This is a genomic window from Terasakiispira papahanaumokuakeensis (assembly GCF_001709345.1).
In the GTDB taxonomy this organism is placed as follows: domain Bacteria; phylum Pseudomonadota; class Gammaproteobacteria; order Pseudomonadales; family Halomonadaceae; genus Terasakiispira; species Terasakiispira papahanaumokuakeensis.
Window position 1 is genome coordinate 1485060 of the sequence record NZ_MDTQ01000001.1, and the last position, 22643, is coordinate 1507702.

Below are 22643 nucleotides of genomic sequence, written 5' to 3' on the forward strand. Positions count from 1 at the left end.
GTGGCAAATCAAATTCATGCGCCGGGGGCGTTAGACATCTCGCTGGAAAGAGATGCGGTCAATCAAGGAGACACGCTTGAGTTCGTAAGAAAGTTCAACTTGTTTCAGTCCGAGCTACTGCGTTTTAGCGAAGAATCGAATGCGATGGCGACAGGATTGAATGAGCTGCTGGCTGAGTTTCAAGCCGCTTTCGAGGCTCATTCTGGCGCACTAGAAGACGCGAAGAATGCGGCGGTAGCGCGAGTGAGTTCCGTGGCTGATGATCGCACGCATGAGCTATCAGAGCAGCATGCCGCAGCGATTCAGCATCTAAAGCAAGAGTACGAAGCGTTGTCATCAGAAATGTCGGAGGCTGCGACTGCGGCCATAAATGACATGCAGGCTCAAGTCGAAAGGGCTCAGCAATTGACGTCACAGGTGATGTCATACAGGGATGAAACGGGCCGTATTTTGGCTGTTGCTCAGCGTGAGTTTGTAAAGCTGGATCGACTAAGAGCGGAGGTGATTGAGGCGCAGAAAGCAGCGTTAATTGTTGCAACTGAACAATTGCCCGACGGCGTGCTGGGACAGTTAGAAGCCGAATTGCGCAGGAGCCGTATGAGCCGATTATTTGGCATTGATATTTAACAGGAGAAGATTATGACACCCGAATTAACCTCACTTGTGCATGCTGTCAGTTCGCGCATGTCGTCAGTGGCGAGTGACGCATCGGCTGAGCAGCTGGCCTACCTGGGCTCGGCATTAGAGAAAACCGCCGGATTGATGAGCGTGATTGATGTGATGTCAGCAGCCAAGAGTGCTCTAAGTGATATCGATCAAGCGAAGTCTGATGCTCTGGCGAATTTGTCTGAGCAAGTCAAGATTGTTGATGGGGAGTCGTCGTATCGGCCCGTCGTTGTTGCTGGCTGTTATGCGATTGAGCATGTGGAGACTGAGTCATGATGAATATGCCTGGGGTGCTTCAAACAAGAGCCGATTTTGAGCGGATGCACTCAGCCGCCCTTAACGGGCTTGTGAGTCGAGCTCAAATGGTGAGCCAGTGGCAAGGACTGTTGAGCTCGTCGATGGGCTGGGTGCTGGATTCTGACGCTGATGCTGAAGCGGTCAGTGATAATCCCAGCTTTCGGGTTTTTGCGCCTAGTGAAGAAGGTGGCGAGCCAGAAGTTTATAGGCAGAAGCGAATATACGGGCGGATGGATGCGCTCGGCTATTCACCATCCGATATTGAAACCGCTATCGCGGCACTGGAGGACAGCAATGGCTAAGGTGATGATTGCGGCAGCACAGGCCGCTGGGTTCTTTTCTCTGCAGGGTCGCATTGAGAAAGCGGGCAGCTATTCGCTGTCGCTCCCTGAGGGCGCGGTGAATATTGGCGGCAATGGTCAGGGGTATTTGTTGGCGTCACAACAAAACTGGAATCCGCTGGATCAAGCCAACCGCGATGACTCTTTTGTTTCATTTTCCCTCGGCGATGATTGTTATGTGTATGCCGTTCAGGGTGATGATGGCTATGCGAAATGGCTGGCATCGAAGAATGCGACATACCCAAACGGCTACGATGAAAACAATAGCCGCAAGCTTGGGGGGTTCCATTACGGTCGAATCCGCCCTGCATCTCAGCGCTATAACGCTAACTTTGTCTGTCAGATAGAGATTGTGGGTAATAGTGCGTGGGACCTGGCTCATCGTCCGTCGTGCGACCCCACGGGTATGGTCGAAATTGTACCGGGCCGTTTATGGTGCGATATCTATTTGTCGTCGGCCGGGCCTGGGGCATGGCCTGATATCTCATCACAAAGCCGTCTGGGATTGCCTGCCATTACTGGGGTTTCTGGATACAGCTACTTCGATTACAGCAGGATTGCGAGCAATAGTGGTAAGCGCTTGCCCGCATACACCGAATGGCTGGTTGCGGCATATGGTGTTCCACAGGGTGCTGCAGGGTCTCGGGCGGACACGGGCGACATGTCAGGTTATGGGTTTGATTGTGTGAGTTGTGTCAATGTCGATCAGCCCTCTGGCAATATTTTCCAGGTGTGTAGTGACATGTATAACGCCGACGGCACCTACGCATATCATGATGATCTGGATAAGGGTGCAGACGCTGAATATAGTCATGGCCAGTATTACGGTTCGGGATGGCGTCAGTTTGTTGCAGGCGGCCATTGGAACTACTCGTCCCAGGCCGGTTCGCGCTTTGTGACTTTGCACTATTCGCCGTGGGCGGTGCTCACGTCGGGCGGTTTTCGTTGCGTCTGTGATTCTCTGTAATCTGATTTCTGGGTTCTGTTTTATTGGGTGGAGCGTCGATCTATGGGTGGCAGTCAGTTCATATTAAGGCAGAAGCTTGAAGATTTTAGCTTTTACTTTTTCCCAATTATCGATCGCTTCCCGACGCGCGAAAAGTGGGCGTTATGCTCTCAGATCAAGAACTGTGTGTACCGCTTGATGAGGCGTTGCATACAGGTTGAAAAAAGTCGCGATAAAAGGCGTTTTGCATTTGAAATGGATGTAGATATGGAGCTGTTGCGTTATCTAATTCGGCTTGCACATAAAAGCCGATATCTCAACAGTAAGCGGCTCCAGACAGTGTCTCAAAAAGTTGGAGAGTTGGGCAGAATCCTAGGCGGAATGCTTAGGAGTTTTGGGGTGCAGCCATAGGCGGCAATTGGAACAACTCGTCCCAGGCCGGTTCGCGCTTTGTGAATTTGAACAATTCGCCGTGGACGGTGAACACGTCGGGCGGTTTTCGTTGCGTCTGCGACCCCTTGGGGTTTGAACAGACACCATGTTACCAAGGAGCATGGTGCAGCGATCCATAGGAATCGGGGCTGCAATCCACTCAGGAAGAGAAATAACCACTAGCAGGCGCGGCTGGTAGGCCTTTATGGCTGAAGGTGGCGCCTTCTCTCTGGAGAGTGTTGTGAAAAGAGCGGGAGAGCTTTGGGAGCGCGTTGTTGATTTCGATAATCTGCTTAAGGCTTGGGAGTCAGCACGCAAAGGCAAGCGGTATCGTTATGAGGCGCTCATGTTCGCAAATCGTTATGAAGAGCGCCTGGTCGAGCTGCAGAACCGCCTTATCTGGGGTGAATGGCAACCTAAAGGCTTTACTTCATTCCCCGTTTATAAGCCTAAGTATCGTTTAATAGAAGCCCCTTATTTTTCTGATCGAATCGTTCACCACGCACTCCACAGAGTGGTCGAACCAGTTTTAGATAAAAGGTTCGTCTATGATTCGTTCGCGTGCCGGAAAGGGAAAGGAATACATGCAGCATCGCTGCGTGTGCAACATCACTTGCGCTCGTCTGAGCGTCTTGGGTGTCCCGGCTGGGTGCTGCAGGCGGATATTCGCGGGTACTTCAATCATATCCGGCATCCTGAGTTAAAGACACTCATATCAAGGCGCATCAAAGATGCGCGCATACTGGATCTGTGGTGGAAGATTATTGACTCAGGGGGTGCCTATGGCGTTGGGCAGCCGATCGGCGCACTGACTAGCCAGCTGTCGGCTAACATCTACCTAGATGCTCTTGATCACTACTGTAAGGACGACCTAGGGATTAAGCGCTACGCCAGGTACATGGATGACTGGCTGATCATTGGTGAAAGCAAGGAAACACTGGAGAGGTTGAAGAGTCATTTAGAGAAATGGCTGCTAGTCGAACTGGGGTTGGAATTGAGCAAGTGGTCGATTTATCCAGCATCCAGAGGTATTGATTGGGCTGGCTACCGCATCTGGAGCACTCATATAAGACCGCGCAAACGTAACATCAAGAACGCCAGGCAGCGTATCAAAGCACAGGCCCGCCGAGGGGATGAACTCTCAGTAAAAACATCGCTTGCATCATTCGAGGGATACACTCGGAATTGCAGCGCGCACAAAACAACACAAGCGATCAGAACAGAAGCCAGCAAAATCTTAAACCCTCTTGCTGACAGCGAAACAATTTAGAACCACCATTTATCGCACAACGCCATGCAATTTATCGCGCGGCGCTACAGGATCTCAAGGTTTTGGCTGAAACTCAAGCGGAATTGGAGCGGCTGGCATCAACAGACCCCTTGACGGGGTGTATTAATCGGCGAGCGATGGAGGCGCTGCTCCGTAATGAGTATGAGCGATTCCAGCGTTATCAAGCGCCATTTACGGTGGCCATTTTAGATTATGATCATTTTAAATTGATTAATGATCATTATGGCCATGAAGCTGGGGATGAAGCGTTGAGAACGTTCGCTCGTTTATCTCAGCAGGTGTTCAGAGTGACAGATTGTGTGGCGCGTTGGGGTGGAGAAGAGTTTTTAGTCTTAATGCCGAATACGCAAAGAGGGGAGGCTGAGCCCGCATTGCAGCGCTTAAGGCAAGTGCTTAATCAAACAGGTGTCCACTATCGGGGTCATGATCTGTCGGTTACAGTGAGCATTGGGGCACGTCAATGTGACGAACTGTTGGCTTGGGATCGGTTAGTGAATCAGGCTGATCAAGCCTTGTATTATGCGAAAGAAACCGGGCGAGATCGTTTAGTCTTTTTCCAAGATATCCCGTGAGTAGAATGCCCGGCCTTGGCCGGGCTTCAGTGGCTCAGGTGAGGCTTTGGATTAAAGTTTCTTCACCTGTGCCACGGGCGTGCTTTCAACTCGGCTCCAGCGGTTGCGTAGAGGCTGACCGAATACTGACGCACTGATTTCAAAGCAATCGCCGGGTTCTGTCCGCATATCGGCAAAGCTTAATGTGGCCGTTCCGAAGTAATGTAGGTGGACATCGCCTGGGCGGCGGAATAAGCCATATTTGAAATGGTGATGCTCCAAATTGGCGATGGTATGAGACATGTTGGCTTCGCCGCTGGCAAAAGGCTTCTCCCAAATGACCTCACCTTGACGGTGAATCCGGCTGGTGCCTTGAATATCATCTGGCAGCTCACCGATCAGAAGCTCCGGCCCGAATGAACAGACCCGTAGTTTTGAATGGGCGAGGTAAAGGTAGTTCTCACGCTCGGTGATGTGATCAGAGAGTTCATTACCGAGTGCAAAACCAATACGATAGGGCGTGCCATCTGGGCCGTTGATATAGCAGCCGACCAGTTCGGGCTCTTCGCTGGCATCCAGACTGAAACTAGGGATCGGTAATGTTTGTTCTGGCGCCATGACAATGCTGCCATCGCCTTTATAAAACCATTCGGGCTGCACACCTGCTTCACCTGGCTGAGGTTTGCCACCTTCTAATCCCATACGAAACATTTTCATTGAATCCGTTTCGTCATCACTGGCTTGGCTGTGCATGCTATTGCGGGTGTCAGCACTACCGGTATGAGTGAGCCCTGTGCCCGTGACATAGAGGTGAGCCGGGTCGGGGTGATCGACTGGCGAGATGACGCGCCGATCTTCGAGTAATTCGCTGAGTGTATAATCTTCAAGGATGCTGTCGAATTGGTTGAGCATCGTTTCGAGCGGTATTGCTTGTGCGATGGCGTTTTGGGCAAGCTGATAAACGCTATGAGCATTGAGCAGTCGATGGACTTGCTCGCCCTGGTCGGGGTCAATGCGGCCGACCTGACGCTGACCATGAGTGTCGATGTATTGAATCAGGCGAATCATAGTGAAGCTCCTAATCACTTGTCAGTGATTGAACATGATGAATGATCAATATCTCAATGATCCTGGGTCTAATGAGAATCAGGTTCTAATGAGGTCCTGGGATTCATGAGGTCCTGGGATTCATAAGATCTAGGGCTCAATGAGAATGACGGGGCACTTCGGCGCCACGACAACCGACTAAAAAGTCAAAATCACACCCTTCATCGGCTTGCAATACATGTGCGAGGTAAAGGCTTTGATAGCCGCCTTTGGCAATTAAATTATCGTGCGGTTGGGGTTGCTGAGCGCGTGCGTCTAAGCGGCGTTGAATCTCTTCATCACTAAGATCAAGGTGCAGACGTCCGTTGGCGCAGTCCAATTCGATCCAATCCCCGTTTTCAATAATACCGATGGGACCACCTGCAGCGGTCTCTGGCGCGGTATGGAGAACGACGGTGCCATAGGCAGTACCACTCATGCGGGCATCTGAGATGCGCACCATGTCGGTGATGCCTTTTTCAAGCAGTTTCGGGGGTAGCCCCATATTGCCGACTTCGGCCATCCCTGGATAACCCCGTGGGCCGCAATTCTTGAGGACCAGCACGGAATTTTCATCGACCTCTAGATCAGGATCGGCAATACGGGCCTTATAGTCATCAAAATCTTCGAAAACAACGGCTTGACCACGATGTTGCATCAAGTGGGGGGTCGCGGCAGAGGGTTTCAGAACGGCGCCACCGGGTGCCAGGTTGCCGCGTAGGATACAAAGGCCCCCATCATTGACTAGCGGATCCTCTAAAGTACGAATGACCTCTTGGTTATGATTCTCCGCGTCTTTGACGTTGTCCCAGAGCGTTTTGCCATTGGCGGTTAATGCCTCTTTATGTGGCAGTAGATCGGCATCGCCCAAGGTTCTGAGTACGGCAGGTAAGCCGCCGGCATAACAGAAGTCTTCCATCAAGAAGCGACCGGAAGGCATGAGGTCAACCAATGTCGGCGTGCCTCGGCCGATGTGGGTCCAATCATCCAAGTTGAGATCAACACCAATACGCCCGGCGATCGCTTTTAAATGAATCGCTGCATTGGTTGAACCGCCAATGGCCGCATTGGTTCGAATGGCATTTTCAAAGGCCTGACGGGTTAGAATTTTGGAGAGTTTCAATTCCTCCCAAACCATATCCACAATCCGCATGCCTGATAGATGGGCAATCAGATAACGAGAGGCATCAACCGCCGGAAAGGCGGCGTTATAGGGTAAGGTGACCCCTAACGCTTCTGCCATGCAGGCCATGGTGGAGGCGGTACCCATGGTGTTACAGGTCCCTTCAGAGCGTGACATACCTCGTTCGGCGCTAATGAATTCATCAATCGTAATTTTGCCCGCTTTGACTTCTTCGTGGAGCTGCCATACCGCTGTACCTGAGCCAATGGTTTTACCCTTGTGCTTACCATTGAGCATAGGCCCACCGGAGACAAGAATAGCCGGAACATCACAGCTGGCCGCACCCATCAAGAGAGCCGGTGTCGTTTTATCACAACCGGCCAGCAGGACGACTGCATCGACCGGATTGCCGCGGATGGCTTCTTCCACATCCATGCTGGCGAGGTTTCGGGTCAACATGGCGGTTGGACGTAGATTGGATTCCCCATTGGAGAACACCGGGAACTCAACCGGGTAGCCACCCGCTTCTAATATGCCCTGTTTGACGCGTTCGGCAATGCGGCGAAAGTGTGCATTACAAGGCGTTAATTCCGACCAAGTATTACAGATACCGATAATCGGTTTGCCCTGAAACTCATGATCCGCAATACCTCGGTTTTTCATCCATGAGCGATACATGAAGCCGTTTTTGTCGATGGTGCCGAACCATTCTGCTGAGCGTAGGGCCGTTTTTTTCTGGCTCATCACGATTCACCTTTTTGTTCTGATCTTATGTGCTGATTGGGCCTGTAAGCAGGCTTTCGTTTTCTGATCCATGGCTTTCTGATCAGACTGCTTTCTGATCGATTAAAGCGCCCAAGTGGATATCTCTGGGAAGGCCAGCATCAGCCCCAATACCGCAAGTTGGATCGCGATAAAGGGCAACATGGCACCGAAAATATCTTTGAGTGTGATCCCTTCTGGCGCGACGCTCTTCAGATAGAAGGCGGCTGGGCCAAAGGGCGGGCTGATATAAGACACCTGCATGTTGATGGCAAAGAGAATCCCAAACCAGACGGGGTCTAAGCCGAGCTGTTTCACAATGGGAATAAAAATGGGCAGGCACAGCATGGCAATGCCGATCCAGTCCAGGAACATGCCGAGAATCAGGAAGATCGCCATCATGACGAGAATGATCACAATGGGGGCGACATCCAGCCCTAAAATGGCATTGGAGACAAAGCGGTTGCCTCCCATTAAGTTGTAAACACCGACCAAGCAGGCGGCCCCTATCCCAATCCAAACGATCATGCCGCAAGTTTCTAATGTCTGGACCAGGCTCTCTTTGAGTAACTTAAGGGAGTATTCGCCGCGCAGTTTGACTGCAAGGAGTACGCCTGCGGCCCCCATTGCGGCTGCCTCTGTCACCGATGCAATGCCCCCATAGATACTGCCGAGTACCAGCAGCGCAATTGTGGCTGGGGCAGCAATACCTTTAAGCGCTTCTTTGGCTGTTAAGTTCGGTGCATCGGCCCAGGGCTTGTGTGCACCACTCATGTTGGGGTTTCGTGCGCAGGTGATGATGACGTAGAGCATATAGGCTGCCATCAATATAAAAGCCGGAATAAACGCAGCTTTAAACAGGTCAGCAATCGAGACCCCTGAGATCAAGCCATAGATAATCAAGACAATCGATGGCGGTACCATGGTGCCAAGAGAACCGCCAGCACAGACCACGCCGATAGCGATTTTTTTGTCATAACCTAGGCGTAGCATCTGGGGCAGTGCTAAGACGCCAAGCAGCACGATTTCGCCGCCGATAATGCCGGAGATCGCCGCCAGGAAGAAGGCCACGATCAATGTTTGGACGGCAACGCCACCAGGCAAACGCCCGGAGAAAACACGCATCGAGTTAAATAGATCACGGGCCATCCCGGATCGATCAAGTAGCCCGGCCATGAACACGAACATGGGTACGGCGACTAGAGAATACTCAGTGATAAAGCCGTATATTCGGCTCCCGACCAGCGGAATAGCGGATGGGCCGAACCAGCCCAGCGTGAAAATGACAGCGACCAGACCGGTGACGAAGGCCAGGGGTAAGCCAATCAGTAAGAGGCCGAAAATTGAGCCCACTAGCAAATAAGTGGCAATTTCAATGGTCATGCGTTACCTCCAGATCGGCGACGCAATAACCCTGGGCCACGGGCTAGCATTTGGACTGACATCACCACAACGGCCAATAGCAGCATGATTTTGGTATAAGCGGGGAGTGGTGAGTTCCAGGATGAGCCTGACGTTTGCAGGCGCCAGTCTCCCATCGGTGTATGTGTGGCTTTCCAGGCCAGCACCCAGCAGGCATAGCCAATGGCCACGCAAAATCCAATACCGAGCAGCCACTGCAGGACTTTCATGATGTGGCGGCTGCGTGGCCCCACGGCATCTTGTAGTAAGGTAATCTGAATATGGCGATTGCGAGCCAGCGTATAAGGCCCACCTAGCGCAAAGATGCTGGCGACCAGGAAGGTCGTCGTTTCATGAACCCATGTGGTGGGTGAGTCAAAGGCATAACGCATGATGACTTCATAAACACTGATTAACATGGCAATCAATACCAACCAGGCACAGATTTGCCCGCCTTTTTCGACCCAGCGGTCTACCCATGTGGTATCACTCAAGTCAGTTTTTTCAGGCGTATGTTCAAACTCCGGACTATAGGAGAGCTCATCGCTGGGCGCGATGTGTTGGTGTGATGTCGCACTGTGTTGCGACTTTGGGGAATGAGGGTCTGTCATGATGTCTCCTCTGACTGGCGCCCGTTAAAGCTGGGCGCCTTATCGCAGAGCGGGTCGTATGATCGGGAGTTATGTCCAGGCGAGTTGAGATCGCGGGACGCAAGCGCTACAGCAAATCTTGGTCTTTCAGGTACTGGATCATGCTGTCGACGGCCTCTTTAGCCTGAGGGCTCTTATCGCGCCAGTTTTCCCATTCAGATTGCGCCGTGGCGCGGAACTTTTTCAGCTCATCAGGTGATAGCGTGCTGAATTTGACGCCGTCCTGTTTGGCAATCTCGACTTGTTCTTGGTCAGCTTCGGTCAGCTGTTGGTAGAGGTGATCGACAAAGTCATCGATTGAGTCTCTGAGCATCTGCTGATCATCTGGGGAGAGTTCGTCCCAAATATCCTTATTCAAAGACACCGCCATCATGGGCATGGAGTGGAACCCAGGATAAATGGCGTAAGGGGCAAAACGGTGGTAGCCCTGAGTGTAGTTGGTCGCAAATACGGTGTAATCCGCCGCATCAATGACCCCTTTTTCGAGCGCGGTATACACTTCAGAGGTCGGTAGGTTGACGGGTGCAGCCCCGGCTAGCTGGAAAATGTTAGACACCATGCCTTCCGGTGCGCGAATTTTCAGCCCTTTAAAATCTTCCATGGTTTCGATTTTACGCTTACTCACCAACGCTTCAGGAATCATGGCGCCAGCTCGAATCAGGTGCACATTATAAGGCTCAACCAGCGCGTTATAACGATCCTCACCCCCTGCGTTACGCATATAGCCCAGGAATTGATAAGGGTCTGACCAGGCACCCACCATGTTGCCATAGACGGCAAAGGCGGGATTCTTGCCGGCAAAGTAACTTGGGTCTGTGATGTGTCCCTGTAAAATGCCAGCGCCAACGGCATCTAGTGTTTCGTTGTTGCCCACAATGGCACTGCTGGGCAGCAGTTCGATGGTGATCTCACCATTGCTGCGTTGGGCTACATCTTCAGCCCATTGTTGAGCAATTTTGTATTGGTCATCACCGGCGTTAACGTTGATTTGAAACTTCCACTCTTGTTGCGCATGGGCCCAGCTTGAGATGGAAAGTGCCAATGTTGTCATTGCCCCGATGACGCCTGACTTCAGAAGGGTTGAAGCTTGCATATAGATCTCCAGGTGTTGTTGTTATCTTCGATCAAGCACCCATTAGATGTTGATCTGAGTCGTTATCAGTGACGCAGAAGCGCCCGTTATGATTGGTTTTGATGTCTTAATCTTGTTCTGGACTTTGTAAGTGGTGACTGGGTCCTGTTGTTCGTTTTGATTTGTTTGTATTGATGCGTCCGCATTGATGGTGTGCATTGATTGCGTGCACTTTCGCTCGCCTAGTGTGACGGCTGATGTCAGCAGGCTAACCAATGGTTGTATCGTTGAACAAATATCAATTTTGGTATGATTGATATTCAAATGAATATGGCATGGGCGCATCATGGAATCGTTGAACAGTAACTGGTTTATTCGAGCACGTTTAAAACACCGCCATCTTCTAGTGCTCAGTGCTCTGGGAGAGTATGCCAATCTGAATCATGCCGCTGAGGTGTTAGGGATTTCTCAACCGGCAATTTCTAAGCTATTGCGGGAGTTGGAAAGTGGGCTTGACGTACAGCTATTTGAACGTCAGCCCAGAGGGGTTGTACCGACCGTCTATGGTGAAACCATGATTCGGCATGCCCGGCATTTGTTGAAAACGTTGGATAATGCATTCGATGAAGTGAATGCGATACGCCAGGGATTAAAAGGCCATGTTCGGCTGGGCTCCATTTTAACGCCCTGTACTGACCTCATCCCCGAAACCATTAGTCGAATCCGGTCGGCTTATCCTGGGTTGACCGTGAGTATCCGTACAGGCGCCAGTACTGAACTGTCGGAGTTACTGAAGAATGGTGAAGTGGACATCATCGTGGCGCGCCATCAGCATGCCTATACACCGCTTAATTTTTGTTACGAACCGATGTACCGGCGCCGTACTTTTGCTCACCCTGAGTATCCGGCTCCAGCATATCCCGCTCGGCAGGGCACGGATCAGGCTGGTTTTTTTATGGAACCTGTTTACCCCGAACCCGCCTATCCCGATCCGATGTATCCTGAGCCTGTGATTATTTGTGCTTCACCAGAGCATGATTTGATCAGAGAAGGGCGCCGGCTCTCGTTAGCTGATTTGATGGATCAAGAGTGGGTGATGCCGCCTGGAGATAGCATTATGAGGGCCGAGTTTGAGTCCATGTTTCAACGTAATGGCATGCGTTTGCCCCATCATATTGTGACGGCTGAAAATCTGCTGATGATCACCAATTTAATGGAGCAAAATGCCATGCTGACGTTGCTACCTGAAGCAGTGATGCGCCACTATGCTCGTTATCAAATGATGGTCCAAATTTCCGTCGAGTCGCATTTACAGCGTGAACTCACCCATATTCTGGCCCCTTATGGATTAATTCATAAGGGGGAGAACTTATTGACACCGGCTGCTCAAGCAGTGTTGACCATGTTGCGTAATGCGCGTGATTACAGTTGTGAAAATGAATCGATTGTGAAAACGACCTCTTTGTAAAAAAGCTTCTTTATAAAAATTATAAAAAGTCTTTTTATTAAAAGTCTCTTATATTAAAGAAGATTCTTTATGAAAAGACCCTTCTGTTAAAAAGTCGTTGATGACTTGATATCCCTCCCGCTTAGGCATCCAGTAATGCGAAGGCTTGGCCAATAAGCCCTCGCATTAGTGCGATGTTACCGATGGTTTATATTGCTGCTTGCACTTCAAGCTCTAGTTTCATGCGGTAACGCATCACCGCCAAACTCGTGATCACGCCTACGGCACACACGGCTGCAACGTAATAGGCCGGTGCGCTGGCATGTTGTGTCATCCAAAGGCTCACCACCATCGGTGTGGCGCCTCCGAAGATGGCGTAAGCGACATTGTAAGAAAAAGACAGGCCGGTAAAGCGAATGGGCGCTGGAAAGCTCTTCACTGCGACTGCGGGGACAACCCCAGTTAAACCGACAAAAAAACCGACCAGACAATACAGCGGGTAAAGCAGCGTGGTATCGACCAGCATGGTGTTGTAAAACACCCAGTAACTGACACCAAGACCGATACTGAACAAAGCTAGAATCGGGCCATTACCAAATCGGTCGGCCAATAGACCCGCAACCAAGCATCCGATAATGACGCCCACAATGGCGAGACTGTTCGCCATTAAGCTAGTTTGAGGGTCTAGCCCTGCCAACTTTTGCAATAAGGTGGGTGTCATCAGAAGGGTGACCACGACGGCAGCAGTGAGCAGCCAAGTGACCGCCATCGAGACTAAGATTGAACCCCAATGTGACTTCAGCAGTGTTTTAAGCGGCAGTTCTTCAGCTAAGGCTTCCCGTTCCTGCATCTCGGTGAAAACTGGTGTTTCATGAAGCCAGCGACGCAAGTACATGGTGATAAAGCCGAAAATACCACCAATGATGAAGGGAATGCGCCACGCATAATCATGGATTTCACTGGATGTGAAGATGGCGTTAATTGCCGTGGCGATTAAAGAGCCAATCAAAATACCGGAGACCAAGCCTGCCGATAGTGTCCCACAAGCAAAACTGATGCGGCTTTTGGGCACATGTTCTGTTACAAAGACCCAGGCACCAGGGGCTTCGCCACCAATCGCTGCGCCCTGCAGCATTCTCAAAAATAGCAACACAATAGGCGCCGCAATGCCAATCGTTTCATAGGTTGGCATTAACCCCATGGCGAGGGTCGGCACGGCCATTAATAAAATGCTCATCATGAACATTTTTTTCCGCCCGAGCAGGTCGCCAAAGTGGGCCATCACAATGCCGCCGAGGGGGCGTGCGATATAGCCGGCGGCAAAAATGCCGAAGGTTTGAACCTGCCTGAGCCAGTCGGGCATATCCGCTGGAAAGAAGAGGGTACCGACTACGGTGGCGAAAAAGACAAAAATGACGAAGTCGTAAAACTCTAGCGCACCACCAAGGGCTGAAAGTCCGAGTGTCTTGGCATCCTGTCGGCTGAGTCGATGATGATCGGGTCGCTTTTGATTAGCACCAGGCATGGATGCCTGAGCTGCTGAACGCTCTTTGGGGGTCGTGTCCGCGTTGATTGTCATAATAATTAAGGGTGTTCGTTGTGATGAATCGTGATTAAAGCCGCGAGTCCGGTTCGCAGATGTTGTGATGGCGCTGGGGTCTGTGAGGGCTTGATCTCTCTGCCCTTACAGACCCCGTACATTAAGCTGGTGCTTGCACTTCAAGCTCTAGTTTCACGCGATAACGCATCACGGCTAAGCTTGTGATGACGCCAAAAATACACACGGCCGCGACGTAGTAGGTCGGGGCGCTGGCATGTTGTGTCATCCAAAGGCTCACCACCATCGGTGTGGCGCCTCCGAAGATGGCGTAGGCGACATTGTAAGAAAAAGACAGGCCGGTAAAGCGAATGGGCGCTGGAAAGCTCTTCACTGCGACTGCGGGGACTACGCCAATTAAACCGACAAAAAAACCGACTAGGCCATAGAGCGGGTAAAGCAGCGTGGTATCGACCAGCATGGTGTTGTAAAACACCCAGTAACTGACACCAAGACCGGCACTGAACAAGGCCAGAATCGGACCATTACCGAATCGGTCAGCCAGCAGACCGGCGATCAAGCTCCCGATAATGACACAGACAATGGCAAGACTGTTCGCCATTAAGCTGGTTTGAGGGTCTAGCCCTGCCAGCTTTTGCAGTAAAGTGGGCGTCATCAAGATGGTCACCACGACCGCAGCAGTGAGTAGCCAGGTAACCGCCATCGACACTAACACTGAACCCCAGTGTGACTTCAGCAGTGTTTTAAGCGGCAGTTCTTCAGCTAAGGCTTCCCGTTCCTGCATCTCGGTGAAAACTGGTGTTTCATGAAGCCAGCGACGCAAGTACATGGTGATAAAGCCGAAAATACCGCCAATGATGAAGGGGATGCGCCACGCATAATCATGGATTTCACTGGATGTGAAGATGGCGTTAATTGCCGTGGCGATTAAAGAGCCAATCAAAATGCCGGAGACCAAGCCTGCCGATAGTGTCCCACAGGCAAAACTGATGCGGCTTTTGGGCACATGTTCTGTTACAAAGACCCAGGCACCAGGGGCTTCGCCACCAATCGCTGCGCCCTGCAGCACTCTCAAAAATAGCAACACAATAGGCGCTGCAATGCCAATCGTTTCATAGGTTGGCATTAACCCCATGGCGAGGGTCGGCACGGCCATTAATAAAATGCTCATCATGAACATTTTTTTCCGCCCGAGCAGGTCGCCAAAATGGGCCATCACAATGCCGCCGAGGGGGCGTGCGATATAACCGGCGGCAAAAATGCCGAAGGTTTGAACCTGCCTGAGCCAATCGGGCATATCCGCTGGAAAGAAGAGGGCACCGACTACAGTGGCGAAAAAAACAAAAATGACGAAGTCGTAAAACTCTAGCGCACCACCAAGGGCTGAAAGTCCGAGTGTCTTGGCATCCTGTCGGCTGAGTCGATGATTGTTGGGTCGCTTTTGATCAGCACCAGGCATGGATGCCTGGGCTGCTGAGCGCTCTTTGGGTGTGGTGTCCGCGTTGATTGTCATAATAATTAAGTGCGTTCGTTGTGATGAATCTTAATGATATGGCTTTGAGGGCTTTCATCTTGGGGGCATTGAGTGGCCGTCCGCTTGAAGTTGCCTTCGCCTATCCCTGGAATTGCCTCAGTGGCTTGCTCAATTCGGTAGTGAGCTTCTGGCATTGTAATTAAGTCACCGTTGATCGGATAGTAATGGCTTGTGTTTCTGATGCTTATTCAAGACATTGGGGCTATCGCAGCGGGCAAGTTACAATGATGACATCAGCCCTGAATGTGGGCCTTATATGCCTGCAACGTTGAGATCAAGGAGTCTGCATGGGCGTTAAGCGTAAGCTTAAACAGTGGGTCAAGCAGCAGTCTGCTGAGCAATGGCGCGAGCACTTGGAATTGCTGACAGATGAAGTGGTGACAGCGGCTCGTGAGCGACATGTACGCTTAGCCATTACGGGATTGAGCCAGAGTGGGAAAACCGTTCTGACCACGGCATTGGTTCATCACTTGTTACAGTCCCATAAAGGGCGCTCATTGCCTTTCTTTGAACCGGCTGCTCAAGGTCGCATTTTAAGTGTTAAGCCAATCCCCGAGCAGTGTTCCTTCACTTTTGAACAGGCGTTGGCCGGGTTAACTCAGAATCCACCGCAATGGCCGGCGTCGACTGCTGATTTGTCGCAAATGTCACTGGCCATTCATTACCGCCGTGCACCGGGTTTGGGGCGACTCTTAGGCGAAACGGCGACTGTTTACTTGGATTTAATTGATTATCCTGGAGAGTGGCTCCTGGATTTGCCCTTGATGCACTTGGATTATGCGCAATGGTGTCAGGCACAAGCTCTACTTTGGCAGCAGTCGCCCCGGGCGGAGCTTTCCGCTGCATGGCGTCAACGCCTAGCTCAAGTGGATTGGTTCGCCCCAGCGGATGATGCCTTGTTGGCCGATTTGGGCCACCAGTATCGGGCTTTGTTGCAAACGCTGCGTGGCCCAGACTATGGCATGAGCCTATTACAGCCGGGGCGCACTTTACTGCCGGGCCATGATGATCCAGAGCCGCTGACACTGTTGTTTCCCGTGATTGTCGGTGTCGATGATTTTTCTCAGCAGGTACCGAAAAATAGTGCGCTGGCGGAAATGAAACGGCGCTTCGAGCGTTATCGTGATGAACTGGTCAAGCCCTTTTACCGTCATCATTTCGCCCGCTTTGATCGTCAGCTTGTTCTGGTTGATTGTTTGAAAACACTGAATCGGGGAGAAGCTTGCTTTAAAGATATGCAGCAGGCTTTGGGTGAAATTTTACAAAGCTTTCACTATGGCCAGCATAGTTTTTTAAGGCGTTTGTTCAAACCGCGTATTGATAAAGTCGTGTTTGCCTCAAGCAAGGCCGATCATGTGACAGCCAATCAACATCATAATCTGGATCAGTTTTTAGGATTGATGATTGAGGATGCCCAACGGCAGCTCCGCTTTGATGATATTGAGACCCAGTGTATGGCGCTAGCGTCTGTACGTTCGACGCAGGCGGCAACGGCCGACATGGATGGTCAGGTGTTGTCTTGTCTGAAAGGGTACCGAAAGTCAGATGGTCAGTTGGTGGCACTTTTCCCAGGCGAGGTGCCGACACAGTTGCCTGAGCCCAACGATTGGACCGATGAGCGCTTTCGCTTTGTCGATTTTGCGCCCGTTCAACTGCCTACTCACGATTTGCAACCGCAGCAGCATATTCGTCTGGATCAAATGTTGGATGCGGTCATAGGAGATTATTTTTGATGTCAGGTGAAGATCGTCAGTCCGATACCTCTCAGTCCAATGCCTCTCAGTCCGATACCTCGCAGTCCAATGACAAGGCGACCGCAGGTGAATCGGCGGCTAGAGAATGGCGCTCTGCCCGTTACTTTGATCCTGCCGCTGCGGACCATGTGGACCCGGCAGGATCGGATTCACCCTATCAGCAAGCACGTGATTTTGATCCTGATAGTGTGACGGCATCGCCCGAAGAGGCTGAGGAAGTGGTTGTGCCTCAGCGGCCACGCAGGCGCTGGGCTCGGCTATTGGGCTTCTCGACAGCGGCAGTACTCACTCTGGTCGTTTTGCTGGAGTTTTATCGTTTGATTGCTTGGGCCTTAACGCTGCATTGGCTGCTGGGTGCGATCGTTTTGGGATTGGTGGCGTTGTTACTGATGTCATTAGGCGTACAGTGCTGGCGTAGCCTGAAAGGTATTCGTCAGTTGGGCCAGATGCAGGCATTACAAACGCAAGCCCATCAACTGTTGCAGTCTCAGGGGCATGGACAAGCCGCTTCGTGGTTGAAGGCGCTTAAACTGCATGCGCGATCACACGGCACGGCTAACGAGTTGCAAGCGTGCCTAGACCAGTTGGACTCGGCGTATAGTGACCAGGAAATCGTGCGTTATGTCGAGCAGCACGGGTTTACCGCTCAAGATGCACAAGCGCGACGTTGTGTGCAACGTTACAGCATTGAATCTGGTGTCATGGTGGCATTCAGCCCTTGGGCCAGTTTTGATATGGTTTTGGTCGGTTGGCGGAACCTGAGGATGTTGAAAGATGTCGCCCAGATTTATGGTATTTCACCAGGGCTGGTCGCACAGGCGACACTGTTGAAGCAGGTCTTACAGACACTGGCATTTTCGGGTTTATCCGAGCTGGCAATTGATGCGGGGACATCAGCACTGAGCAGTTCTCTGACGACTTTTTCAGCCCGTGCTGGGCAAGGCTTGGGGGCGGGTGTCTTTACTGCACGGACAGGGCTACAAGCGATTCGTGCTTGTCGTCCGGTGCCCGCTGCTGGGCGGGATAAACGATTGTTGGATAATGTCGCTTCAGGGGTGATGGAGCGGCTTAAAAAACAGCTTAAATCGACTCGCTGATGGGGTGTGCTTCTCCCTGTAGGCGTGCTTTCTTTCTGTAAAGGGATCTTTCTCTCTGTAAAGGGATAAATAAACGCCGGGCTGATGGGTGTTTGATGGGAATGTTAGCCCGGCGTTATCTCGTTGCTTAATCCTGCCTAACGGGTCACTTAACGGCCTCTTATCACTTGATTGTCTCTCGTACCACTTGACTGTCTCTGAGCACTTAATCGCGTCCAGCTTATAAGAAGCGTGTCACGCTATATGGGGTCATATCAATGGGCGGCGTTTCGCCTGCCATCATCATGGCTAATAGTTCGCCAGTGGCTGGACCCAGCGTAAATCCTTGGTGTGCGTGTCCAAAAGCCAGCCATAGCCCCGGATGCTTAGGTGTCGGGCCAATAATGGGCTTCATATCGGGTGTGCAAGGGCGGGCACCTTTCCAGGGTTGAGCGTCCACTCTCTCGCCAATATTAAACAGAGATCTGGCTTCGGTTTCAGCGGCGGTGAGCTGATCATAATGAGGTTGATCATCCCGGTCGGCTAATTCCGCGCCTGTGGTTAGGCGGATACCACTTGTCATGGGTTCAAGCAGATAACCGATCTCACTGTCCATAATCCAATACTGGAGCGGCTGATCACTCGGTTGTTGATAGTGCATATGGTAGCCGCGTTTAACAAACAGCGGTAAGTGATAACCCAAGGGTTTGAGATAGTCGCCTGCCCAAGGGCCTAATGCGATGACGACATCATCGGCGTTGATGGTGTCGGTTGATGTGGTGGCTGACCAACCCTGGGTTGTTTTATGGAGCGCTTTGAGCTCGGTTTGCTGATACTGCCCGCCCATTTGTTCGAAAGCATGTGCATAGGCTTTGACTAAGTCACCGGGGAACTTGACCGTCCAGCTGTTTTGCCAATGAATCGCCCCCATGACGGCCGAGCTTAAACCGGGTTGCATTCGATCCAGCTCACTGCGATCGATTCGGGCATATTCAACACCATAATCCTTCGCATAAGACTGTGCATCAGCAAGGGCTTGATCCCAAGCTTTGTGAGTCCGAAACAGTTGCAGCCATCCCTTCTTTTCGACTAAATGTTCGGCACCAGAAGCTTTGATCATTCTATCGTGAGCTTCGGTACTGCGCATAATTAAAGCAGCGTAAGCCGGTACGATTTTACGGTAACGATCGGGGAAGGCATTGCGCCAGTAGTGGTATAACGGGCTGGCTGAATGCCACATACCGCTGGGCCGGTAGCGAATATCAACGCTCCGGTTGGGCAGTACTCGCAGTAATGTACCGATATCATGGGGGAAGGCATAAGGTGCAACGGCTTCTCGTTGAATAATGCCTGCATTGCCAAATGAAGTTTCATCGCCTGGTGAGCGGCGGTCTATTAAAGTGACCTTGTGTCCTCGTTGTTGCAAGTGCCAAGCAATACTGACACCGACCATGCCTGCACCTACGACCAGTGTGTGCCGTTGCATAAAGATCTCCTAAGCTCACTTTTTAATCATTTCACTATATGCTTTAACGATAGTGTTTTGTGCTTGACGTTACCTTATTCTCAAGTACTTGACCTAGGGTATGTTTTTGGTCTGCTTTATCAGAGTGTTCAACTGGTTTTTAGGCCAGTTCAAGCTAGGATTGTCAAATAACAGGTTATTTTTCTCTGTGTTGATATGGTGTAATGTTTTTGCCCTCTAATGTGTTAGTTTGTGAGGGTGGTGTCGTTAAGTCGGTTACGACGCCTGTTATTGTGATGGGTCACGCTGTTGTGAAGGTGCTTGTTAGGGCATTGGTTATTGCGATGATTGTTGCACTTGTCTAATGCCTAAAGCGCTCTGATGCTGCCTTCATCATTGCGGGGAGATCGAATGTCACGAACAAAGCATCAGTCTGCCGATGACGGTGATATCCCCCCCACACAATCTTTAGCTCGTCATGCTCGTGACCGACGTTCGAAAAACCGGTTTTGGCAAAAAGTGAAACGACATGGGGTGCGTGCGGGTCGGGCGCTTTTGTTGAACGCTTTGACACTTTATTGCGCCGCTTTGGATAAGGAGACCTCTCGTCGAGCACGCTGGACCATTTACCTAGCGCTCGGCTACTTTATTTGGCCGATTGATCTCCTGCCTGATTTTTTACCTGGCTTGGGTTATACCGATGATATGGGCGTTTTGGCTTGGGCTATGACTCAAGTCGCCTTACATATCAAGCCTGAACATCGTAATAAAGCGAAACAATGGATTGAGCGCTGGAGGCGCAATCGTCGTGATCAAGGGGCGGGGGATGATTAGGGTGAGAAGTGATGACGTCGGTAGGCTTTAACGGCAGAGATATCAACGGATTGTGGCAGGCTTTAGCGCAAGGGGCTGAGCGTGCCATGACAGCCTCTTCATGGACGGAGAGTATCCAGACGTTATTAGCTTCTCTAGGGCAGGCTGGCGGTGCCTCTCGGGTGTGGATCTTCCAATTAATCGAACTCTCACAAGATACGATTTTACAAGATTACATTTTTGAATGGGCCAGTGATGCTGCGGTATCGCAATTAGTTCGCCCTAATTTTCGTTTTTTTGAAACCGCGCTGGATGATCCTGTTTTTCGCCAAATTGTCGAAGCGCGCCAGCTTGGGCAAGGACATACCTTAATCGTTGATGAACTCCCTGATGGGGCTCTTAAGCGCAATTTACAAACTCAGCGCATCCTCTCGATGGCGACGGTACCTATTATGCTGCATGGCCGGTGCTGGGGGACCTTGGGCATTGATGACTGTCAACATGGCGATGATTGGGGCGAGCATGGCCTTGCTGTGTTACGGGTGACCGCTGAGTTGATTGCAGGCTATATTTATCGCTCTATGCTGGATAGCCGATCCCGCCAGTTAGAACTGTTCCAACGAGTAGCCGATTGTGCTGTGTGGGAGCTTAGCTTGCAGACAGGCGAATTTTGGTGCTCAAGAGCAATGCGTTTATTGTTGGGTTATCCGGCCAGTTATCCTCATGTTCCTTGGCGTCGTTTGTTAAAAAGTTTGCCCGATGATGATCGACGTGAGCTATTGCGAAAGCTCCGTGAGCCTCGTTCAAGAGAATCGGCTCAATGGCGTATGGATGTGCGCGTTCGAAGCATTAAAGGGACCTCAAAGTGGTATGAGCTGGTGGGTGAATTCGAGTTTTCGGAAGAGGGAAGCGCTACTCATTTAGTGGGGTTAGCGTTGGATATTACTGAGCGTAAGGTTCATGAGCAGGAGACACAGGAAGCGGCATTCCACGACCCTTTGACGCAAGTATTAAATCGCCGTGGCTTTGAGCAACGAGCGGTGGAATCTTTGGCCCAGCAGTCGAAACAAGCATTGCTTGTGTTGGATCTTGATTACTTCAAACGAGTGAATGATGCCCATGGCCATCCGGTTGGCGATCAAGTGCTTGTCCTGGTGACGCAACGGCTGCGTCAACAGCTGCGAGGGCAGGATATCCTGGCTCGAATGGGGGGCGAAGAGTTCGTTATTCTATTAGGCTTAGGGGCGCCCAAAGAGGTTTTAGCAGTTGCAGAGCGCCTTCGCCTTTCTATCGCGGATTGGCCTTTTACGATTGAGTCGGAGACGAGCACGTCTTTAGCATTATCGCTCACGGTGAGTGTGGGGGTGGCCATGCTGGATACAACTTTAGCCCCGAGTCTTGCTCTGTCTCGGGGCATTGCTCGGGCTGATAAAGCCCTCTATCAGTCTAAGCATACGGGGCGTAATCAAGTCTATGTCAGTCAATTGATGCCTGAGAAAGAGTCCTCATAAGTTGTTTTGAGTCGATCATTGAGCGTCAACAACTGGGGGCCATTGTGAATATTCTGGTACAATCCCCCTTCGATTTGCTTTAATCCTTTTTTTGTTCACAGAAAAACGGCAGACACCCATGGGCAGAGCCTACCAAAACCGCAAGGAATCCATGGCCAAAACGGCCGCCGCAAAAACCAAAGTATATTCAAAGTACGGGCGTGAAATTTACGTCTCGGCTAAGAATGGTGGACCGGACCCAACGGCTAATTTGTCGCTGCGCAGCTTGATTGAGCGTGCTAAGAAAGATCAGGTGCCCGGTCACGTGATTGAGAAAGCCATTGATAAGGCTAAAGGGGGGTCTGGTGAGGACTTTCAGCCTGCTTTATACGAGGGGATTGCGCCGGGCGGGGCAATGGTCTTGATCAGTGCTTTGACGGATAACCCTAATCGTACTTTTGGTGAGATTCGAGGTGTTTTCTCGAAGTGCAAGGCGAAGTTGGGCAGTCAGGGCTCTGTCTCTCACATGTTCGATCATCGAGCGATGTTTGTCTTCGCTGGTGAGGATGAAGAGGCTGCATTGGAAGCCTTGATGGAAGCGGATGTTGATGTTTCGGATATTGATTGTGAAGACGGTATGATTACCGTTTTAGTGCCGCCGACCGAGTTTGCTAAGACGCGTAATGCGCTCTTTGCAATGGATGAGCAGCTTAATTTAGAAGTTGAAGAAATTACTTACCTGCCGCAGATGCCTCACCCGATTGAGGGTGAAGATATTGCGCAGTTTGAGCGCTTTGTCGGTTTGATGAATGACTTGGAAGATATCCAAGAAATCTATCACAATGCTGAATACAGCAGTGATGAATAGCCATGATGAATAAACCCCGC

General features: G+C 51.1%; 21 protein-coding genes. 13 read left to right on the plus strand and 8 right to left on the minus strand.

Annotated elements, in window-relative coordinates:
- The 7 genes from BFW38_RS06480 to BFW38_RS06510 all read left to right on the plus strand — a co-directional run bounded on the left by BFW38_RS06480 (position 1) and on the right by BFW38_RS06510 (position 4545).
- Complete coding sequence (locus BFW38_RS06480; RefSeq protein WP_068997657.1) at positions 1 to 627, plus strand: hypothetical protein; 627 nt, start codon at positions 1 to 3, stop codon at positions 625 to 627.
- Between the two features lie 12 nt (positions 628 to 639).
- Positions 640 to 942, plus strand: a complete 303-nt coding sequence (locus BFW38_RS06485; RefSeq protein ID WP_068997658.1) for a hypothetical protein — start codon at positions 640 to 642, stop codon at positions 940 to 942.
- Positions 939 to 1265, plus strand: coding sequence for a hypothetical protein (locus BFW38_RS06490; RefSeq protein ID WP_068997659.1), 327 nt, complete (start codon positions 939 to 941; stop codon positions 1263 to 1265). Before BFW38_RS06485 ends, BFW38_RS06490 begins: the two co-directional genes overlap by 4 nt.
- The gene (locus tag BFW38_RS06495) at positions 1258 to 2271 is read left to right on the plus strand and encodes a phage major tropism determinant (protein ID WP_068997660.1); all 1014 of its coding nucleotides are present in this window, start codon (positions 1258 to 1260) and stop codon (positions 2269 to 2271) included. The genes BFW38_RS06490 and BFW38_RS06495 overlap by 8 nt, the downstream gene beginning before the upstream one ends.
- 42 nt (positions 2272 to 2313) lie before the next feature.
- Positions 2314 to 2661: a diversity-generating retroelement protein Avd gene (gene avd / locus BFW38_RS18425; RefSeq protein WP_068997661.1), complete on the plus strand. Its 348-nt coding sequence runs from the start codon at positions 2314 to 2316 to the stop codon at positions 2659 to 2661.
- Between the two features lie 226 nt (positions 2662 to 2887).
- A complete protein-coding gene (locus BFW38_RS06505; RefSeq protein WP_068997662.1) occupies positions 2888 to 3952 on the plus strand; it encodes a reverse transcriptase/maturase family protein in 1065 nt (354 codons plus the stop codon).
- A gap of 62 nt (positions 3953 to 4014) precedes the next feature.
- On the plus strand, positions 4015 to 4545 hold the full coding sequence (locus BFW38_RS06510) for a GGDEF domain-containing protein (protein ID WP_068997663.1): 531 nt from the start codon (positions 4015 to 4017) through the stop codon (positions 4543 to 4545).
- A gap of 51 nt (positions 4546 to 4596) precedes the next feature.
- Here the strand turns inward: BFW38_RS06510 and araD1 are convergent, their stop codons facing one another.
- The 5 genes from araD1 to BFW38_RS06535 all read right to left on the minus strand — a co-directional run bounded on the left by araD1 (position 4597) and on the right by BFW38_RS06535 (position 10639).
- Complete coding sequence (gene araD1 / locus BFW38_RS06515; protein WP_425427887.1) at positions 4597 to 5592, minus strand: AraD1 family protein; 996 nt, start codon at positions 5590 to 5592, stop codon at positions 4597 to 4599.
- Positions 5593 to 5728: 136 nt separating this feature from the next.
- Positions 5729 to 7477, minus strand: a complete 1749-nt coding sequence (locus BFW38_RS06520) for an IlvD/Edd family dehydratase (RefSeq protein ID WP_068997664.1) — start codon at positions 7475 to 7477, stop codon at positions 5729 to 5731.
- A gap of 102 nt (positions 7478 to 7579) precedes the next feature.
- Positions 7580 to 8878, minus strand: coding sequence for a TRAP transporter large permease (locus BFW38_RS06525; RefSeq protein ID WP_068997665.1), 1299 nt, complete (start codon positions 8876 to 8878; stop codon positions 7580 to 7582).
- Positions 8875 to 9507, minus strand: coding sequence for a TRAP transporter small permease subunit (locus tag BFW38_RS06530; RefSeq protein ID WP_068997666.1), 633 nt, complete (start codon positions 9505 to 9507; stop codon positions 8875 to 8877). The genes BFW38_RS06525 and BFW38_RS06530 overlap by 4 nt, the downstream gene beginning before the upstream one ends.
- A 106-nt stretch (positions 9508 to 9613) precedes the next feature.
- Positions 9614 to 10639 carry a TRAP transporter substrate-binding protein gene (locus BFW38_RS06535; protein ID WP_068997667.1) on the minus strand — a complete coding sequence of 342 codons (1026 nt, stop codon included), beginning with the start codon at positions 10637 to 10639 and terminating at the stop codon, positions 9614 to 9616.
- Positions 10640 to 10964: 325 nt separating this feature from the next.
- Between BFW38_RS06535 and BFW38_RS06545 the strand changes: the two genes are divergently transcribed.
- Complete coding sequence (locus tag BFW38_RS06545; RefSeq protein WP_068997669.1) at positions 10965 to 12086, plus strand: LysR family transcriptional regulator; 1122 nt, start codon at positions 10965 to 10967, stop codon at positions 12084 to 12086.
- A 187-nt stretch (positions 12087 to 12273) separates the two neighbouring features.
- Here BFW38_RS06545 and BFW38_RS06550 read toward each other — a convergent pair whose 3' ends face one another.
- Together BFW38_RS06550 and BFW38_RS06555 are read right to left on the minus strand one after the other, a co-directional pair.
- Complete coding sequence (locus BFW38_RS06550) at positions 12274 to 13644, minus strand: MFS transporter (protein WP_245686088.1); 1371 nt, start codon at positions 13642 to 13644, stop codon at positions 12274 to 12276.
- Positions 13645 to 13765: 121 nt separating this feature from the next.
- Positions 13766 to 15136: an MFS transporter gene (locus tag BFW38_RS06555; protein ID WP_245686089.1), complete on the minus strand. Its 1371-nt coding sequence runs from the start codon at positions 15134 to 15136 to the stop codon at positions 13766 to 13768.
- 308 nt (positions 15137 to 15444) lie between these two features.
- On the opposite strand from BFW38_RS06555, the gene BFW38_RS06560 reads away from it, so the two are divergent.
- Both BFW38_RS06560 and BFW38_RS06565 read left to right on the plus strand, forming a co-directional pair.
- On the plus strand, positions 15445 to 16890 hold the full coding sequence (locus tag BFW38_RS06560) for a YcjX family GTP-binding protein (RefSeq protein ID WP_084004499.1): 1446 nt from the start codon (positions 15445 to 15447) through the stop codon (positions 16888 to 16890).
- A complete protein-coding gene (locus tag BFW38_RS06565; protein ID WP_068997672.1) occupies positions 16890 to 18008 on the plus strand; it encodes a TIGR01620 family protein in 1119 nt (372 codons plus the stop codon). The genes BFW38_RS06560 and BFW38_RS06565 overlap by 1 nt, the downstream gene beginning before the upstream one ends.
- A gap of 220 nt (positions 18009 to 18228) precedes the next feature.
- Here the strand turns inward: BFW38_RS06565 and BFW38_RS06570 are convergent, their stop codons facing one another.
- Positions 18229 to 19473, minus strand: coding sequence for an NAD(P)/FAD-dependent oxidoreductase (locus BFW38_RS06570; protein ID WP_068997673.1), 1245 nt, complete (start codon positions 19471 to 19473; stop codon positions 18229 to 18231).
- A gap of 390 nt (positions 19474 to 19863) precedes the next feature.
- On the opposite strand from BFW38_RS06570, the gene BFW38_RS06575 reads away from it, so the two are divergent.
- The 3 genes from BFW38_RS06575 to BFW38_RS06585 all read left to right on the plus strand — a co-directional run bounded on the left by BFW38_RS06575 (position 19864) and on the right by BFW38_RS06585 (position 22623).
- The gene (locus BFW38_RS06575) at positions 19864 to 20286 is read left to right on the plus strand and encodes a YkvA family protein (RefSeq protein WP_084004500.1); all 423 of its coding nucleotides are present in this window, start codon (positions 19864 to 19866) and stop codon (positions 20284 to 20286) included.
- An 11-nt stretch (positions 20287 to 20297) separates the two neighbouring features.
- Positions 20298 to 21776, plus strand: coding sequence for a sensor domain-containing diguanylate cyclase (locus BFW38_RS06580; protein WP_068997674.1), 1479 nt, complete (start codon positions 20298 to 20300; stop codon positions 21774 to 21776).
- Positions 21777 to 21894: 118 nt separating this feature from the next.
- On the plus strand, positions 21895 to 22623 hold the full coding sequence (locus BFW38_RS06585; RefSeq protein WP_068997675.1) for a YebC/PmpR family DNA-binding transcriptional regulator: 729 nt from the start codon (positions 21895 to 21897) through the stop codon (positions 22621 to 22623).
- The last annotated feature ends 20 nt before the right edge of the window (positions 22624 to 22643 follow it).